The organism is Wolbachia endosymbiont (group A) of Andrena helvola (genome assembly GCF_964028415.1).
Lineage (GTDB): Bacteria > Pseudomonadota > Alphaproteobacteria > Rickettsiales > Anaplasmataceae > Wolbachia > Wolbachia pipientis.
In genome coordinates this window covers 1027388-1043860 of record NZ_OZ034779.1, presented here as the reverse complement: position 1 = coordinate 1043860, position 16473 = coordinate 1027388, and the positions used below count along the sequence as shown (strand labels likewise).

General features: G+C 35.0%; 19 protein-coding genes and 1 pseudogene. 2 read left to right on the top strand and 18 right to left on the bottom strand.

Annotation, left to right across the window (positions count from 1 at the left end):
• Nucleotides 1-90 precede the first annotated feature (90 nt).
• Together ABWU73_RS05450 and ABWU73_RS05445 are read left to right on the top strand one after the other, a co-directional pair.
• The gene (locus ABWU73_RS05450) at nt 91-1020 is read left to right on the top strand and encodes a helix-turn-helix domain-containing protein (RefSeq protein ID WP_065095428.1); all 930 of its coding nucleotides are present in this window, start codon (nt 91-93) and stop codon (nt 1018-1020) included.
• 49 nt (nt 1021-1069) lie between these two features.
• Entirely contained in the window at nt 1070-1981 is a 912-nt protein-coding gene (locus ABWU73_RS05445) for a helix-turn-helix domain-containing protein (RefSeq protein ID WP_065095427.1), read from the top strand.
• 92 nt (nt 1982-2073) lie between these two features.
• On the opposite strand, the gene ABWU73_RS05440 is transcribed toward ABWU73_RS05445, so the two are convergent.
• The 18 genes and pseudogenes from ABWU73_RS05440 to ABWU73_RS05355 form a co-directional block, all read right to left on the bottom strand.
• On the bottom strand, nt 2074-2670 hold the full coding sequence (locus tag ABWU73_RS05440; RefSeq protein WP_341810182.1) for a hypothetical protein: 597 nt from the start codon (nt 2668-2670) through the stop codon (nt 2074-2076).
• Nucleotides 2671-2681: 11 nt separating this feature from the next.
• A complete protein-coding gene (locus tag ABWU73_RS05435; protein ID WP_341810181.1) occupies nt 2682-3599 on the bottom strand; it encodes a patatin-like phospholipase family protein in 918 nt (305 codons plus the stop codon).
• 27 nt (nt 3600-3626) lie between these two features.
• Complete coding sequence (locus tag ABWU73_RS05430; RefSeq protein ID WP_065095424.1) at nt 3627-3860, bottom strand: hypothetical protein; 234 nt, start codon at nt 3858-3860, stop codon at nt 3627-3629.
• A 60-nt stretch (nt 3861-3920) separates the two neighbouring features.
• Nucleotides 3921-4386, bottom strand: a pseudogene (locus ABWU73_RS05425) (ankyrin repeat domain-containing protein).
• Between the two features lie 81 nt (nt 4387-4467).
• Nucleotides 4468-5412 (bottom strand): contractile injection system protein, VgrG/Pvc8 family, encoded by a 945-nt coding sequence (locus tag ABWU73_RS05420; RefSeq protein ID WP_065095423.1) that lies wholly within the window; start codon nt 5410-5412, stop codon nt 4468-4470.
• On the bottom strand, nt 5413-5622 hold the full coding sequence (locus ABWU73_RS05415; RefSeq protein WP_065095422.1) for a tail protein X: 210 nt from the start codon (nt 5620-5622) through the stop codon (nt 5413-5415). It abuts the gene before it with no gap.
• Nucleotides 5619-5966, bottom strand: coding sequence for a phage tail protein (locus ABWU73_RS05410; protein ID WP_065095495.1), 348 nt, complete (start codon nt 5964-5966; stop codon nt 5619-5621). Before ABWU73_RS05410 ends, ABWU73_RS05415 begins: the two co-directional genes overlap by 4 nt.
• The gene (locus ABWU73_RS05405) at nt 5966-8266 is read right to left on the bottom strand and encodes a phage tail tape measure protein (protein WP_065095402.1); all 2301 of its coding nucleotides are present in this window, start codon (nt 8264-8266) and stop codon (nt 5966-5968) included. The genes ABWU73_RS05410 and ABWU73_RS05405 overlap by 1 nt, the downstream gene beginning before the upstream one ends.
• Nucleotides 8267-8366: 100 nt before the next feature.
• Entirely contained in the window at nt 8367-8624 is a 258-nt protein-coding gene (locus ABWU73_RS05400; RefSeq protein WP_065095401.1) for a phage tail assembly protein, read from the bottom strand.
• 144 nt (nt 8625-8768) lie between these two features.
• Nucleotides 8769-9059, bottom strand: a complete 291-nt coding sequence (locus ABWU73_RS05395) for a type II toxin-antitoxin system RelE family toxin (protein ID WP_065095400.1) — start codon at nt 9057-9059, stop codon at nt 8769-8771.
• Nucleotides 9035-9271 (bottom strand): hypothetical protein, encoded by a 237-nt coding sequence (locus ABWU73_RS05390; protein ID WP_065095399.1) that lies wholly within the window; start codon nt 9269-9271, stop codon nt 9035-9037. The genes ABWU73_RS05395 and ABWU73_RS05390 overlap by 25 nt, the downstream gene beginning before the upstream one ends.
• Before the next feature lie 122 nt (nt 9272-9393).
• Nucleotides 9394-9900: a phage major tail tube protein gene (locus ABWU73_RS05385; protein ID WP_065095398.1), complete on the bottom strand. Its 507-nt coding sequence runs from the start codon at nt 9898-9900 to the stop codon at nt 9394-9396.
• An 11-nt stretch (nt 9901-9911) separates the two neighbouring features.
• A complete protein-coding gene (locus tag ABWU73_RS05380) occupies nt 9912-11099 on the bottom strand; it encodes a phage tail sheath subtilisin-like domain-containing protein (protein WP_065095403.1) in 1188 nt (395 codons plus the stop codon).
• On the bottom strand, nt 11092-11652 hold the full coding sequence (locus ABWU73_RS05375) for a hypothetical protein (RefSeq protein WP_065095397.1): 561 nt from the start codon (nt 11650-11652) through the stop codon (nt 11092-11094). The genes ABWU73_RS05380 and ABWU73_RS05375 overlap by 8 nt, the downstream gene beginning before the upstream one ends.
• A 6-nt stretch (nt 11653-11658) precedes the next feature.
• Nucleotides 11659-13128: a hypothetical protein gene (locus ABWU73_RS05370; RefSeq protein WP_065095396.1), complete on the bottom strand. Its 1470-nt coding sequence runs from the start codon at nt 13126-13128 to the stop codon at nt 11659-11661.
• A complete protein-coding gene (locus ABWU73_RS05365) occupies nt 13125-13319 on the bottom strand; it encodes a hypothetical protein (RefSeq protein ID WP_065095395.1) in 195 nt (64 codons plus the stop codon). The genes ABWU73_RS05370 and ABWU73_RS05365 overlap by 4 nt, the downstream gene beginning before the upstream one ends.
• A 4-nt stretch (nt 13320-13323) precedes the next feature.
• On the bottom strand, nt 13324-14502 hold the full coding sequence (locus ABWU73_RS05360) for a hypothetical protein (protein WP_065095394.1): 1179 nt from the start codon (nt 14500-14502) through the stop codon (nt 13324-13326).
• A gap of 17 nt (nt 14503-14519) precedes the next feature.
• Nucleotides 14520-16472, bottom strand: coding sequence for a DUF4815 domain-containing protein (locus tag ABWU73_RS05355; protein WP_341810180.1), 1953 nt, complete (start codon nt 16470-16472; stop codon nt 14520-14522).
• Nucleotide 16473: the final 1 nt, after the last annotated feature.

Below are 16473 nucleotides of genomic sequence, written 5' to 3'. Positions count from 1 at the left end.
TAACCTAGAAAACATTAATAATTATACACAATTTTGAAGAAATGTTCAACAATTTTGATTTATGTTAACCTGTATAATATTTATTTCTGTATGGCAAAGCATACTACTACTATCTCTCTAAGATACCAAATAGCACAAAAAGTAAGAAACTGGAGGTTAAAGCGAGGATATACTCAAAGAGATTTAGCGGGAAAAATCGGAGTAACGTATCAAATAGTACTACAATATGAAAAAGGAACACGAAAAATTTCAATTGGGAAGTTATACGCTATGGCAGAGGTATTATCAATTAATATTAAGGATCTTATTCCTGTATCAAATGAAAAAATCTGTTTTGAAGATGAGGGAGAGGAAATATTAGATTTAGTAAGGAAATATAAAAAGATTAATGATCAAGAGTTACGTAGGATGTTTTGTTTATTAACCAAATTTGTTCAAGTTAGTGAGAAAAGTAGTAGAAAATCGGAAAAAATAAAAATTGCAAATGGTCTGGTTAAAGCAGGAATTTCTGTTGATATTGTTTCACAAGCAATTGGCCTCTCTGCTGATGAATGTATTGAAGAAAAAACAGGTTCTATCTACTACAAAATAGGAAAGAAGATAAAAGAATGGAGGCTAGTGAGAGAGTATACTCAAAAAGATTTAGCAGAGAAAATGAATACAACACGTCATGAAATAAGCAACTATGAACAAGGAAGGACTGCTGTTCCACTTGATAAATTATATGAAATGGCAGAAGCGTTATCGATTAATATTACAGATCTACTAATAGAGAAAGATGAAGGTAGTACAGTGGAAAATGAGCTGCTTGATTTGATTAAAGAATACAAAGAAATTGAGAGCCAAGAACTACGTAATGCACTAATAAAATCTCTGTTTGAGGGAATACGTATTTGTGAGGAGAAAGTGAGAGAGATAGAAAGGATTAAAGTTGCAAAGGATCTAGTAAAAGGGGGAATTTCTATTGATATTATTTTGCAAGCGGTAGGTTTATCTATTGATATGGTTTTAGATGGATAGCTCGTAAAAAAATTATAGCAATAAAGTTTTTTCTTAAATGGAGGTATATATGTTTATTTCTGCAAGTAATGTTAGTCCTATAAGCTACAAAATAGGGCAAAAAATAGAAGAGTGTAGATTAATGCAAAGGTGTACTCAAGCAGAGTTGGCAAGTAAGATCGGGCTAGCATATCAAGAAGTAAACAGCTATGAACAGGGATATATCGTTATTCCAATTGAAGTACTATATATAATAGCAAGAGTATTATCAGTTGATGCTGTAGATCTATTACCTAAACCAATAACAGTAAGAGAGCATGAAGATGAAGACGAAGAAATACTCTATCTAACAAAAATATACGAGAGTCAAAAGTTAGGCAAAATAGTACCTTCATTAGTCAGGTTTGTTCATATTAGCGAAAAAATTAATCAGGAAGAAGCAAAGTTGGAAATAGCAAAAAATCTAGTAAAAGAAGGAGTTTCAGTTGACATAATTTCCCAAGCAACCGGCTTATCTATTTACGAGTATAATGATACAGAACAAGAAATTTACACTGATTCTATATATTACAGAATAGGGCAAAGAATAAGAGAATGGAGATTGATAAGAAGATATACTCAAAAAGATTTGGCGGATAAAATTGATTTAACGCTCAAGGAAATACACGAATATGAAAAAGGATATACTGCCATCTCATTTGATAAATTATATGAAATAGCAAGAGCATTATCAGTGAATATTAAAGTTCTACTGCCTAAAACAAGAGAAAGCAAAAAGCTATTGAGTTTAATGGATGAGTACAGAGAACAAGAATCATTAGATGCATTAGTCAAATCTCTATCTGAAGATATGAAAAGCGGCAAGGAAAAAGTTAAAAAAGCAGAGAAAATCAAGATTGCAAAAGATCTAGTTAAGGCAGGTATTGCGATTGAGATTATTGTGCGAGCAAGTGGTCTAACTGTTGATGAGTTGAGTGAGTGATGAAGTAACAACTTGAATTCTGGATTAAAAACAGAGGTACTCAGAAATAATATATTAAGATATAAGCAAAAGTAATTGTTTATTTAATAAATCTATTTACCATCTCTGAAAATTTGCTTAGATTTCGCTTGTTCAACAGATACCTCTTCTAGTTTTTCTGGCTCATCTTCAGATCTTACTGCTAATTTGCGTTGTTTGATAACTTTCTTTAACGTCTTCACAGCTATAAAATTAATACTGAAAACACATGCAGAAGTTACCGCTAATGCTGGCAAGGGAGCTAAACTGAATGTTGGTAAAATTGCCACGATTGTAGCAGATGTTAGTAAAAATGCTAGTCTTTTGCTCCCGATTATCTTGTTTTTCTTGGACTTTATGGGGTTTAGGCTTTTTATTTTCCCTTTTAGCTTTTTGAGACCATTTTTGAACATTTTTCCCCTTTTTGAATCCTTCTCTACGTGTTTAGTTTTGAATACTTTTATTTTCCACTTGTTATCTTTTTCGATATTTTCTGCTTTAGAGGTTAATTCAACTTTTTTCTGCCATAGCGTAGGTTTCATCACAATTTCAGGGCTTAGCGGTTTCGGCTTATCGTTAGCTTCTTGAACTTTTTTATGTTTTTTCGGCAAAGCTATATTCTTTAAGCCCTTTTTCGCTTTTTTATATAAGTTCTTTATCTTGCTTGGCATTTTTACGTGAATTAAGATACGATATCGCAGAATTTATCTATTAATTCCTGGTTGTCCTCTATCATTGTATTTGCCTCTTGCTGCAGATATTTAATATTTTTAAATGTAATATTATCCATCTCAGCTGATGCTACTTTCAGTTGCGATTGTATTCGTATATATTTGTCACCTATTACTTGATCAAGCTGATAGTTTATTGCATCTAAACTTGAAGAAAACATCACATTCAGTAGTGGCTTGATCCATCCTATTTTTCCAAATCTCCTTGAATTAGCTATGCTTCTATCTGTTCTACCAGTACCTAGTGATAACAGTATAATCTCATCATTTGGAAACAATTTCTTACCACTTGCATATGCACAAGCCGCAGGATTATTGGCAAACACCCCGCCATCCACTAATACTCTATCTATCTGGTCAATTTTTAGATGTTTTGGTATGAAATAAGTAGGTGCAGCCGTTGCAGCTCTGAGTGCATCTTTCAGCTTAATAGTACCTTCTTTCCAGCTTTTAAAGAAAAATGGGCAATTATTCTGAATGTCGTAACTGGTAAGCAGTACATTATTTAAAGTGTTTTGTAGAGTATCATCACCAAAATATTTGTCCAATACAAATTCAATATTTTTATATGGGTATTGTGCACAGTTAAACCAAGATAATATTGATCGCCTAAAAAATGAAGACTTGAAAATATATGGTCCATACTTTTGGTAAAGCTCAACTAAATCATTGGCTGAATATTGAGGGTTTCCTTGTTTATCTTTTTTACATAATCCTGCTACAACAATTCCACCGGTTGAGGTCCCTGCCATAAGATCAAAGATTTCTGCTACCTTTTTTCTTGATCTTTTTTCTATTTCTGCTAGTATTATGGCTGGTATTATTCCTCTTATGCCTCCGCCGTCAACGGATAAAATATATTTAGTCATTGTGAAATGAAAATTTAGATAAAGATGTTAAGATTTAATTTTCCCGCTTAAGACTTGTAATTTAAACTCATCAAGTTCCTCAGAAAGATTTTTTACCCGTTCTTCCAGACGATATACCGTAACGGTCAATCCGTTGTTCTGCTCTATAAATTTATCATGAATGTGAACCCGTAAATCCAGCTTGGCAAGCCACCAAATTGTTGCTATGGTCTGTATTACCATCGTTACTATTACTGTGATTGGAATCTTTTGATTCTGCATGTTTCTCCTAACTGTGTAATAAAAAACTTTCAACTACTTCTCGTTTCCAGTTACGAAATATTACCGATCAGACTCGTGTTTCTTTTCAGCATTATAGAGCAAGTGTATAATTTCATCGTATGGTTTATCTTTATTATGCCGCGATCTTAGTACAGCTACATCTCTTGGGTTTTTTCCATCTGTGTCTCTAATGTTAGGGTTTGCGCCTTTTTCTAACAAAAATTTAATTATCTCTAGGTTACCTTTGTATGAAGCTGCATGTAATGCTGTCCATCTTTTATATTTTTCTGTGTTTATATCAACTCCTTTTTCTATTAAAAATTTAACAATCTCCAAACATCCTGCACCAGATGCATAATGTAATGCTGTTAATTCGGGAATCTGTGTATTAATATCTAATAGATTATTTGCTGAAAATTTTACAGTCTCTAAGTTACAATTTTCAGATGCAATCCGCAGTATTGTTTTATAATTGTCTGTCGCTTTTGCTTTCGTATAGCAATAGGTAATATACTACTGTTGCTATAAACCACCAAAAGTATAGCTTATTTCTTGCTCATGTTTAACACTTTTCTTAACATTGAATATTTATTTTACTGATTTTCGTTTAACATTTACTGATAGATGCTGATAATGCAGTGCGATAACCTGAACCATCTAACAAATGTTCTGCTCTGTCAATTATCCATTCACCGTCTATATCTTGATGAAATTCTAATAAGCTAAGTTTCGCCTCTGCAAATAGTTCTGGATTACCAGGCATAGTGATATCCAACACTGCATTATTTCGCTTGAGTTGTTTAATTTTAGCATTTGCTGCACTTAGTGCTGATTCTGCATTCGAATAAAGCGTTTGTATAATATAACTTGGACTACCAGAGCCAACTGTTTCTGATATAGTTGCACCTTTTTCATAGCTATGCCATTTTGCAATCACTGAGTTGTACCTGCTTACGGTAAAATGCACTTTCCAATTTATCGTGTCTTGAGGTCTAATAGCTGTTGTTCCTAAAGCTTTTCCAGTTGCCGATTTTGCTTTGCCTTTTGGAATAAAAAGTATATATCCGCCAGCTAGCTTTGCCATTGCTTCACGCTCTGTTGCGATCTTTGTTAACAGACTTATATCACTTTCTTCTATTTGGTTAATATGTGGAATCAACACACTTGCAAATTCTTCTGCAACTCTGCATCCATATCCGTGCTTTTCTGCTATTTCCTTAACCAAGTTACCCAGAGTAATTTGATGCCATTCTTTTGATACTTTCTCCTTTAATGATAGTCTTAAATTTGTTGCATGAGCCTTTATTAGTAAGGTTTTAGGTGGACTCTGCACCGTAATTTCATTAACTGTATATATACCCATAGGTACTACTCCAGTTTCTCTGTAACCCAGAGCGATATTTAATTCATTCGGAACATTTAAGTTTTCATCTCTGTAATCAACATGTACTTCAACTATATCATCTATAGTTCCAGATTCATCGGTAAGGCGTAACGATATAACTCTATCTCTAATTGATTCACATTTATCTATTACAAAATCTGGCTGCATTTATTCCCACACCTTTAATTTTGACTTTTGTACTGTTTTCTGAATAGCAGAAAGCTTTATCTTTAATCCTGCTGGCAAAAAGCTTCCATATTCTGCCAAACCTAAGTTCTCTGCTAGTGCTAATTCCACTACTCCATCCGTAAATCCGTAATGTTTCCAGCAAATCAGATCTAGCATTTCTCCTTCTTTGGTTAAGTAATATATAGTCATCTATAGCTCTTCAAACTCAAACTAAACTCAACTTTTCTTGGTAGTCCATTAGGTAAAAAATACATCTGCTTTTCTTCTAACCTAGTAATTACAAATTGTCCTAAAATATTACCTAAACTATCTACTAAAACATGTGGTTTTTCAGCTTCTTTCATATTCTTTAGTTGATTTAGCCCGTTGAGATTATGCAGATGAATCGTTCCTTCTAAATCTATATTTTCTATATCTTGGCCGATATTTTGTAATAGTGGCGTATTTTCAATACACTCAATCGTGCTCCAACGATTTTCTCTGTTATACTTTAAACTTGTAGGAGCAAATTTATACGGACCAAGAGATAACATCAATAAAATGTCTCTACCGTATCAAATAAAACATCACGTGACTTTTCTCTTATCCTTTTTATTACTTCATCTGCAAGGCTACGGATATCTTGATTTGGCTCTGCTTTAATGCTGATAGTGTAATTATTAGTGATGTTCTGAGTTTTATTTTGTTCTTTATTTTCAAATTTACTCCTTGCAAAGTCAGCAAGTATCTTATCGTTTTCTGTGGACTTTTTCTCCTCAATAAGGCTTTTGCTTCTAAAGCTATTCTGATTTCTATTGGAAAATTCTTTAATTATACTGTTACCTAGCAAAGGATTTCCACTATTGAGAATATTACTCTTTAGGGGAGTATGTACTGCTTTTATTTCAGTAACAATACTTTTTCTTTTTTCAAATTCTTTCAGTGGACTATTTTCAGCAAATATGCTACTAACTGTATCTCCTATCCATGAAAAAGCTTTCCCTATAGGTTTAATGAGTGATTTCCAAAAGCTAGAGAAAAAGTCTTTTACCTTTTGCCAGTTAGTGATAACAAGAGCTGCACCAGTGATAAGACTTGCTATTAAAAGTCCAACTGGGTTACTCATTACAGCGAGCGTTACTGCTCTTAGTCCTGTTATTACTGCAGGAAAAACTGTAGCTGATAAAAATGAAAATGTTGCAATTATTTTTGTCCTTAAACCGAGAACTGTACTTGCTAAAAAAGTAAATCCATAACCTAAGCCCACTACTAAGATTTTCAAACTTATTAAAGCTGCTATAGTTCCCATGATTGCTGTAGTTAAGGTTGGATATTTTTCTGCAAATAAAGCTATGCTCCTAGTTTTTTCTTGTAAAAATTCGGCTATAGATTTTAAAGTAGGCAGCATTACTGAACCCAGATTCATACCAACTTCAGCTATTGAATTTCGAAGAAGTCGTAATTTATTGGCTGTAGTGTCTGCACGATTTTTAAATTCTTTTTGCAGAGAGCTTCCATACTTTTCTGTATTAGCCAATAACTTTATTGCATCTTCGTATTTATTAAAACTTCCAGCTAATAATGCAATATCATCTTGATATTCCTGACCGAAAAGTTTCATAAGGACTGTAGAACGTTCCTGGTTATCCATTTTCTTTAGAGTTTGAAAAAAGTAGAGTAACGCTTCTTCGCCGTTTTCGCTTATTCTTTGTACTATTTCTTCTGCAGTTATTCCCATTTGCTCTAATGCTGCTTTAAAATCCCCTCCTTGTTCTTCAGCAGTCTGAAGTTTACTAAGTAGAGCATTTATAGCAGTTGCAGCTTTTTCAGGTGTTTTACCTAAGCTAATGAAAGCATTTGCTAAACTACTTGTTTTCTCGATATCCAAACCAAACTGCTTTGCAGTACCACCAACTATTGCTAGAGCTTCAACCATATCTCTTGCTTTAGCAGCAGTGTTATCTGATAAGTGGTTGATCACATTACCAACATGTTCCATTCTACTAACATCAATTCCATAAACGTTAGAGAGTTTAGCTATAGAATCACCTGCTTGCTCTGCAGACATATCAAATGCTGTAGACATTTTTGCCACTGTTTCTGTAAACATAAAAAGATCTTCTTTCTTGATACCAAGTTGACCACCGCTTGCAGCTATTTGTGCCAGTTCTGCCGCTGATAATGGTATAGTATGTGACATCTCTTTCAACTTCTTGGCAAATTTAGTTGCTTCATCCGTTCCTTTTTTAAAATCTACCACTTTTGTAACATCAGCCATAGCACTTTCAAAGTCAATCGCAACTTTAACTGGAGCTGCAAGCGTTAGCCCTAGTCCAATAGTCTCTATAATTTGTAACTTAAAATGTGCTTTACTTGCTAAAACATTTTGGTGACTACGTATTGCAGATCCAAGCTTACCATACTTACCTTTTAGTACTTCAATAGAAGAACCAAGTTTATATTGATCACTTACTAATGACTTAATATTTCTTCCACTTTTCCTTACTTCTTCATTGAATGAATGCAAGGCATCTCTCTTTCTTAAGTATGCCTCTTTTGCTTTTGTTGCAGAAAACTTAGCTTTATCAAACTCAGCTTTTAAAGTTTTGCTCGGTTTCTCTATCGCTTTCATTTGTTTAGCTAAAGATTTTACTTGATCTTCAAAGCCCTTCCATGATCTCCTGCTAGTCAAAACATCACTACCCAACTGCTTAAACTTTGATACTGATTTTAAAGATGAATCAAGCTTTCTTATATTCTCACCAAGACGAGTAAGTTGACTACTACTTCCCTTTATTACAGTACTGAAACTGCCATCCAAGATTGCTCCGATTTTTATAGATAACGTTGACATTTCGCTGCTTCATTCCATAGGATAAATTCATTAATTTCCATTTCAAGTAAAGGCTCAATTCCACTACCAATAATAGAACTAAGCGTGATTACTTCTGACCTCAAGTCTTTTGGATAATTGGTGAAAAAAAATCTTTTAATACTTCTTGCACTTTCACATAGTCTGCAATATCTAACTCTTCAATCGCTTCTTTTGCAACTAATGTCAGATTGGCAGTCAAAGTTACTTCCTTACTCAGATCACTACCATTAAGTCTCTCAATAGCTAGATAATCTCTAACTTTTGGACGTCTAATGGTAAGTTCTGAGACAGAAATACCATCAACTGTTATTGGGTTATTAAGTGTTATAGCTTGCATATTTCTCCTTAAAAAGTTAATTAAATAAAAGTCTGCTTGGCTTTTACATAACTAATTTTTTTATTATGATTGTGGTTCTATTACGCTTGTGCTTTATTGAAGTCCATTTTTCTAAATTTTTTCAATAAAAAAGTTAAAATATATTTAATGTCTACGCAGTATCTTTCTAGCCTTCTCGTAAATTGTATCTCTATGTCCTATTGTAACTATGGTTACTTCATATTTTGCAGTGTTGACATGATATATAGTACGGTAATCACCAACCCTTAGTCTTCTGCATCCCTTAAGACTATGGTGTAGCACTTCACCAAGATTAATAGGATCAACTGTAAGCCGCTCTTTTATTGCACTTATAACCCTTGATCTTACTGTTTTCGGAAGACTTGGGAGATCTCTTTCGAGAGCACTGTCTAGGAAGATAATAGTGTATCCCAATCTACGTCCTCACTTTTAGTCTTTTTTGCACCTTCAATATCATACTCATCAGCAACTGCAGATAATAAAATGTCCTCCTCTTCAAGCTCAATTGCTTCCCTGATTAACCTTTCTGCCAGTTCTTGAGCAGGCTGCTTAGTGAGCTTGGCCAGTTCAGCAAGATGCTGTGAAGTTTCTTTGCTAAGAGCTACATTAGTTCCAAGATTTGCCATATACTTTACTAAAATCCACCACTATGATTATTTTATAATGTTTTTCTAAACTTTTCAATAAAAAAAGCGTTCAAAATATATGCTTTATATTTTAGCATTTTTGTTTAATTTTATCAACCATATCAAATCCCTAAAACCGTTTGTAGAAAGGCCATCTGATCAACACCATTTATCTTTCTAATCATATTTTCAGCATCGATTTCTATTAATTCATTACCACCGATAGTAAGTTTATAGTAATGGGCAGCTACAGTGCATTTGAGAGTTGCTTTTTCAGCAGGTTTCCAGTTACCAAAGTCAAATTCTTTAAAAATGCCTCTTAAATTGATTATTACTGCTTCAATATCATTACTTCCACTACCTTGCATTCCACCTCTGAGCGTCAAAGATACCGAATTTCCATTTATCAACCCAAATAGCCGAAAGAGCTCTGTATCGTATTCAGAAAAAGTAAAGTCTGCTTCTAATTTCTCCATGCCCATGTCAATATTTATTGGAATATCCATACCACCAGCTCTATATTCATCTGTTTTTATGGTAAGTTTTGGCAAGGTTATTTCATCTATTTTTCCTGCATAACCCCGGCCATCAACAAATACGTTAAAATTTCTCAGTATTTTCGGTAACACTTTACTTTCTCCTAACTTATTACACTATTATTTACAAGATGAGACCTGAATATTATTTGCTCAGCCGGATATGGCGGTGTAAACTCAAAATCAAAATACACTTTTCCGCTTGCAATATTTGCCGGTGTATTGAGTTCGGGAGTTGCATAACATTTTCCGCTGATAATTGCTCCTTGTGCTTTTAAATTGGCCAAATAAGAATTCACCCCCTCAATCACATCATCTATATAAGTTTTAGTGATATTGCGATCAACTGCCCATAAATGAGCCCTAAGTAAACTATCGTTAATTAAATCTGCAGTTCTTCTCACTGATAAAAAAGCCCATTTTGAGTCATTTGAACATGTTCTATTTCCCCAAAGCCTATAGCCATTTTGATGAATTATCGTTGTTACTTCATTTTCATTCAAGTGGTTTGCTCTACAATTTGTATTACCGAGCGTAAAATCAATAGGCCTGCTTGTGCCAATAATACCGTTTATTTCTTTATTTGAAGGTGAGTGCCAGAAGCCTTGCTCGCTGTCTATCTTAGCTATTAAACCAGCTACAAATGGACTCGATGGCAAGATTTTTTCTTTTCCTTCAATAAATAACTTAATCCATGGGTCAACTACGTAAACTCTTGAGCTGCCTACACTTTTTCTCCATTTTATTGCTTCTTTATCATTGGTATTTGGTCCATCTGCAACAATAATTGCTCTTAATTTTTCTGCTATGGAAATTAAAGCACTCACTACTGAATTTACTCCATCTATTTCAGGTAACTGATGAGTAAACTGAGGTGCAATTAATATTCTTGGCGCAACATGAACTATGCTTTCACTGCTGAGAAATGCCTCAATTCCCTGATATTCTCCGGTTTCTTTATCAACTCCACCGATTATACTTTGAATAGTTTCACTTTCTTTGAGCTTTGGATCGCTGTTTTCACTTTCTTTAACTCGAATAACTACTACTGTTGCACCAATCTGGGAAAATATTCCATTTATTGCAGAAGGTAAACTGCCACTCTTTCCGAGCTTTGCTGCTTCCTTTAAGCTTCCTGCAACTAACACTGGTTTATTTAGCGGAAATTTTTGCTCATCTGCTTCAGGTGCAGTACCAATTACACCTATCACTGATGATTTAGCTGTACGTACTGTCTTTGCTCCTGAGGTTACCTCAATAACATTTACGCCATGTAAAAATTCTTCAGCCATTTCTTTGTATTTTTTTCCTGAAATCATCTAGCAAAGTCTGTAGCTCATTTTCACTTTCGGCTTCTTCAATCTTTCTTTTGGCTAAATCTTCAAGCTCTTCACATTTAATTATTGCTTTTACTGCTTTTTTCACTTTTTCCTCAATTATTCTTGCCATTTCAATAACCGTAATACCACGGACTTTTGCTAAAGGTTCTATAATTTCTTTATCCTTTTCATCTATAGATTCTGGTGCTGCTAGAATGCTTTTTGCGGCTTCCGCTTGAATCTCATAAGATTTAGCTTTTTGGTGAGAATGACCTGCATATTGGTGAGTATGATTATCATAATAGAAACGCATACTATCAAATGCACAAAGCTTCGCATTATCCAGTAACTCCTTTTGTATATCTTCTTTAGTACGCTGAGCAATTTTTCCTCCTTCTGTTAAACAATAGCTTTTTTGCCAATCAAAATCTTCTGGTGCTTCATACCAATCATTTTCAGTTGGCTTACTTTCAAGCGTTGTTGTTTCTACTTGTTTATCATTCTCAAATCTAATGTAGATAGACATTCTTTGTTACCTCCAGAGTTCATAAGTTTCAGATAACCCAGGACATTGCCAAGCTTTTAGCGTTCTCTCTACATCTATTTCAAGCCCCGTGGTTAGAAAATTGCTACGTATGTTATATATTCCCCACTGGATAAATTGACCATAGTTGTATACATAATTTGATGCAAGCATACCTTGACTGACTTGTGTTCTGGAACATAGGTAAGATGATGTGTAAAGTAATATTGCAACTGTTTTTCCTGCTGGAATTTCTACATTGCCAGATCCAGCTAACTTGCTATCAGAACTTGTGTATTGGTAAACATTTTTCCATATTATTCTTGAAATACTTGATTTATTGGTATTATCTGGTGTTCCCACAAATAATCCTGCACCCCCATACTCCGTACTTGAGTACGATGATCCAACAAATTCTATTGTTTTATTTATGTTCACATTGGTTGTATTTTTTACAAATACTACTCCAAGTGCAGCATATGGGTAATAGTATATCTCATCATAACTACCAGAAAAACTATTTGTGCATAACTCTCCGTAAATAAATGTTCCTTTATTTCCCTCTATAAAATAGAGTTGTCTTGGCCGATAAAAACTAACGTAATCTGTATCGTATGTATGGCTACCTGCTAGTAGTTGCAGCATATAGTCTGTTTTTGTTATATCACTGCTCCACTTTCCAAGCTCTGTTGTAAAAGTTCCGTGGCCAAAGTAATTATTTTTTCTGCCAAGTACACCAAACAAGAAAGGTAATGACCCTGGTTCAACCATATTCCTCTTTTTCACTTCTCTCATAATTGATGAACTGCTAGGCACATCATTGATGGAGTTAAATTTGGTTGTCAGTGTTTTTAGTTGGTCTTCCCTGGTTTTTATTTCCTTCATGATCGATGAACCACCTGGCACATCATTAACAGCACGAAAGTTATCCACTAAACCTTTAAGACCATCTTTATGATCATTGCCAACACTATTTATTGCCGCAATATTGGTATTTTTACGAGTATCAAGTAGCGATATATGTGAATCTGATGATGCTTTTAAAGTGTTTAAGGAACTATCCCTAAGCTTGTTGATTTCACTTACAGATTCTGTTTTTGCTACAGTTATCGCCGATATAGAGCTTGCTTTATTGCTGTTTATGTCACTTAAGTGTTTTTTTGCACTATCAAGAAGTTCTTTTAGCTTACCATCTGTCATCTGTACAATTTCAGAAACCGAACTTTTGTCGACTATCAATTCCAATGCTTTAGCAAGATATGCTAATTGATCTGGTGTACTATTTGCTGCTAAATCCTTAAGCCTTCCTTGTAGTACATCAATTATTTCTTTTATTGTGGTCATTTGCACAACGTTGGAAATAGTTTTTTTATCTATTATTAATTCCAGCGATTTTGCAAGATATGCCAGTTGATCAGGTGTGCTGTTTGCTGCTAAATCCTTTATCCTTTGATGTAACGCTTCTATTGCTTCTTTCATTCCCAAAAATTCAAAAAAGTTTCAAATCTAAATCGTTTAAAATTATTTTTTAGTTGATTATGCTCATCTTCTCTTTCGGTAATATCTTCATCTATTTTCTCAATTGTGGTACGGATACGAACAACATCTTGCACAGCAATGTTTTCTGGATGAGGCAGTGGATACCCTCTGCTTGTTTTATCATCTGACATTCTGCTAAGTGATAATGATTCGTAGATTTTTGACTTTAGGGCGATAAACAACCGTTCCACTAAGTACTAACTTTACCCTCGTCTCATTACCATTAAAGTTTGTTAGCACATGAGTTCTTTCCACCCAGTTGTCTCCAATAGGTTTTCCTACTGTTAAATCTACTAATTGCCATTCTCCCACGTTTTTCTCTACATAAGTTTTAACATCTGCAGTGCCAGGTATCAGCGCATCATATGTTATGGTAATCTTAGTGTTAGCTCCTGCTGTAATGCTCCTAGTTACATAATCTCCTTTTTCCCCTATATTACCCATAACTAGCTGTAACCCAGGATATAGCACTGGACTTTTTTCTCGCCCTCCTTTTAGGCTTGCTTTTACCGTTAATTCCCCACTTATTCTTTCACGCAGTGCAAGTGGCAAATTATCAGACAGAAAGTTTTCTTTTCCTTCTTCGTCTGTTAAAATAAATTCTACATTGGTATCAAATGCTACTTTTTCGACGTTCGTTAAAACAATTAAATCTGAAGTATTGTTTGCAGTAACTTTACCAAGATCAATAACGTGAGAACTTTCGCTAAATTTTGCTGCTAATAGCCGAAACGTTAAATCTAAATTCTGATGCGGTGTCCACGTACTTGCATTGCTAGATGACAGTAATACTCCTACTTGATATGGCTGACTTGTTACCCAACGGCTATTTACTGCATCATATTTGCCAAGTTCTGCTACTTTGACCGCATTTTCCCCGTCATCGGTAAGTAAAACTATTGCATATTCCTGCCCAGCATGACAAAACACTGGCGACCAAGTAATACGTGTTGCTGTGCCATCTATCTTTATATCTTTTGGCTCAATATAGCTTTCAGCAATGACAGTCTGCGAGGGCATTCCCACTGCTGTTTCTCTAATCTGCACAACAACACGTTTTTTGCCTTTATTTATAAACCATAGCTCCACGCCTCCTATGTGTCTGCTCTCATTTAGCGTAAATGTTTGGGCTAAAGGATCAACTCGTCTTGCTGCGATCACTCTTCTTCTTTCTTCTATGGTAATAGTTTTTTTACCAGTATACGTTGTTTCTCCATAGCTTCCTTTATCCCCGTAAAACTGTACTAATTTAGTACCTGCTGGAATATTTGCTGGGATTTTTATTTTTCCACTTATTTGTCCTTGATTTTCCACTTTTTTTCTTTTTATTTTTACATAGGTTGGATAATGATGCCGTCAAATTTTACTTCTTTAAGCCTTTCACCTAGCTCAAAACCTTCAATTTCAAAATCTTGTACTGCTTCTCTCATAAATTCAGCTTCGTATGAAGTACTTGACAGCAATTCTGTTGTTTCTTTAACATTAAATACTCTGGTTACTGGACTTTTCCAATTAGTGGTAACCTCTGTCCAGTGGTCAATGTTTTTATTTAGAGTAATTTGTGCCGGGACTGGATCAAAAGCTTGATATGGATTAATCTTTTCTCCTTTAGTCTGTAAAAGCTGCTCCAGTACCGGTTCAAGTTCATATGGCAAAAGATATCTTTCCCCACCTTTTTCAATATCTGCAACTTCTACATCTATTGGCAGAACTAGCTCTCTATTTACTATTGCTGCAGACTGCGAAATTCCTTGATCGCGCATATCATCATCAAAGAACGGATCTACAAATACCCCTTTTTTTGTGGTAGGCTCTCTTGAATTTGCATCACTGCGTAAACGCTCCTCTGCAACTAATGCATAAAGATCATTTATTCCTTTTTTCATTGCTTCAAGTTCATTCATCGGTACAGCATGAACAGCATTATTCATTACTTTCACCCCTTCTTTTTCCCCATCTTTCCACGTCTGATGAATGTAGCAGAGTAAAAGTTGTCCGCTAGGTGCTTTTGGCATTGATGGTTTCCAAGGGTGGGCAATTCCTTTTATTCTCCTTACTACCCCTTTGCTATCTATAGTAATTAAATCAAAGCGTGGCATCTTCCAGGTGTAATCAATCAGAACCAAGCTGTTATCAACTGCTCCCCTTACTTTACATCCCTCTTCATTTATATCTTCAGGGCTTACATGAGTGCGACAGCGATAGGTTATCGAGTAACTACTTCCAGGAGCTGGTTCTTTGCCGGGTAATGACCAATCAACGTTTCCTGCGTTTAACTTATAGTCTATACTGTTTTCATAAATAACATCACCTTGTTTAATTTGAATAATCTCAAGTACCGCAGAGTCAGGTATCGGATCAATAGCTCCAGAGTATGAACCGTGAGTAACGGTAACTGTTTTTTGAACAGTGATATCAACCTTTTTGATTTCGCTGATTGGAAAATCATTAACCTTCAGTTCCATTACTCTTTCGCTGTTTGGCTGAAAAGTATGGGGTTCTGATTCAACTGATTTTATATCTGGATCTTCATCAAAAGAAACACGAATACTGTGAGGCAACTCAATTTCATAACCATCAACATGAGCTTTGCCCTCATTAATCACAAAAATTTCTTTTTTACCCTTTTTTACCCCTTCTTCTCCCTTTTCTTCTTTGTGGAGGAACATCACTTCTAGCCCATTTACGACGTAGGAACCATTTGCCTCCTTGTCATAACGAGCAAGCGCTGTGGTTACTATGTTTGCTTGTGGTGGCGGTGAATGCTCTATTAATACTCCGTTTTCAATGTTGTAAATTGGATAAAATTCTCCATCAGTAGAAAAAGTGGGAGAAACATTCTCTGCTTGATAACCCCAAATGGTGGAAACTTTAAGTCTTGCTGCCCCTACTTCTTGATAATTACGTGTACCAACGGCAGGATCACGAAGATTCTCATCCTCAAGTTCTGTAATAGTGGATAGGGCGAAAAAAACACCGATGCGAACTGTGGTATTCAGTGGAATAATAAATCTTTTTCCCCCTACTTTTCTCACCGCTCCACGAAGATAGATTTTTCCCGATTCAAGTGTGACTTCGCCGGTTTCCCCATCTATGATACAGTTGCTTCCTGTTATAACATCACCATCACGAAATATCGCATCTCCTATGCCTTTGAGCTTGAAAAGAGCATACTCTTGAGTCTCGTTTAATTCTGCTGACTGTAAACCCCTTCCTGCCAGGAATAAGCTTTTTTCGTACTCTTTGTCAGGATCAAAGCGATTGTAATAGCCGTTTAAACTCATG

Coding starts and splice junctions, on each gene's coding strand:
- ABWU73_RS05450 (WP_065095428.1), top strand. CDS start 91: ATGGCAAAGCATACTACTACTATCTCTCTAAGATACCAAATAGCACAA.
- ABWU73_RS05445 (WP_065095427.1), top strand. CDS start 1,070: ATGTTTATTTCTGCAAGTAATGTTAGTCCTATAAGCTACAAAATAGGG.
- ABWU73_RS05440 (WP_341810182.1), bottom strand. CDS start 2,670: ATGCCAAGCAAGATAAAGAACTTATATAAAAAAGCGAAAAAGGGCTTA.
- ABWU73_RS05435 (WP_341810181.1), bottom strand. CDS start 3,599: ATGACTAAATATATTTTATCCGTTGACGGCGGAGGCATAAGAGGAATA.
- ABWU73_RS05430 (WP_065095424.1), bottom strand. CDS start 3,860: ATGCAGAATCAAAAGATTCCAATCACAGTAATAGTAACGATGGTAATA.
- ABWU73_RS05420 (WP_065095423.1), bottom strand. CDS start 5,412: ATGCAGCCAGATTTTGTAATAGATAAATGTGAATCAATTAGAGATAGA.
- ABWU73_RS05415 (WP_065095422.1), bottom strand. CDS start 5,622: ATGACTATATATTACTTAACCAAAGAAGGAGAAATGCTAGATCTGATT.
- ABWU73_RS05410 (WP_065095495.1), bottom strand. CDS start 5,966: ATGTTATCTCTTGGTCCGTATAAATTTGCTCCTACAAGTTTAAAGTAT.
- ABWU73_RS05405 (WP_065095402.1), bottom strand. CDS start 8,266: ATGTCAACGTTATCTATAAAAATCGGAGCAATCTTGGATGGCAGTTTC.
- ABWU73_RS05400 (WP_065095401.1), bottom strand. CDS start 8,624: ATGCAAGCTATAACACTTAATAACCCAATAACAGTTGATGGTATTTCT.
- ABWU73_RS05390 (WP_065095399.1), bottom strand. CDS start 9,271: ATGGCAAATCTTGGAACTAATGTAGCTCTTAGCAAAGAAACTTCACAG.
- ABWU73_RS05380 (WP_065095403.1), bottom strand. CDS start 11,099: ATGGCTGAAGAATTTTTACATGGCGTAAATGTTATTGAGGTAACCTCA.
- ABWU73_RS05375 (WP_065095397.1), bottom strand. CDS start 11,652: ATGTCTATCTACATTAGATTTGAGAATGATAAACAAGTAGAAACAACA.
- ABWU73_RS05370 (WP_065095396.1), bottom strand. CDS start 13,128: ATGAAAGAAGCAATAGAAGCGTTACATCAAAGGATAAAGGATTTAGCA.
- ABWU73_RS05365 (WP_065095395.1), bottom strand. CDS start 13,319: ATGTCAGATGATAAAACAAGCAGAGGGTATCCACTGCCTCATCCAGAA.
- ABWU73_RS05355 (WP_341810180.1), bottom strand. CDS start 16,472: ATGAGTTTAAACGGCTATTACAATCGCTTTGATCCTGACAAAGAGTAC.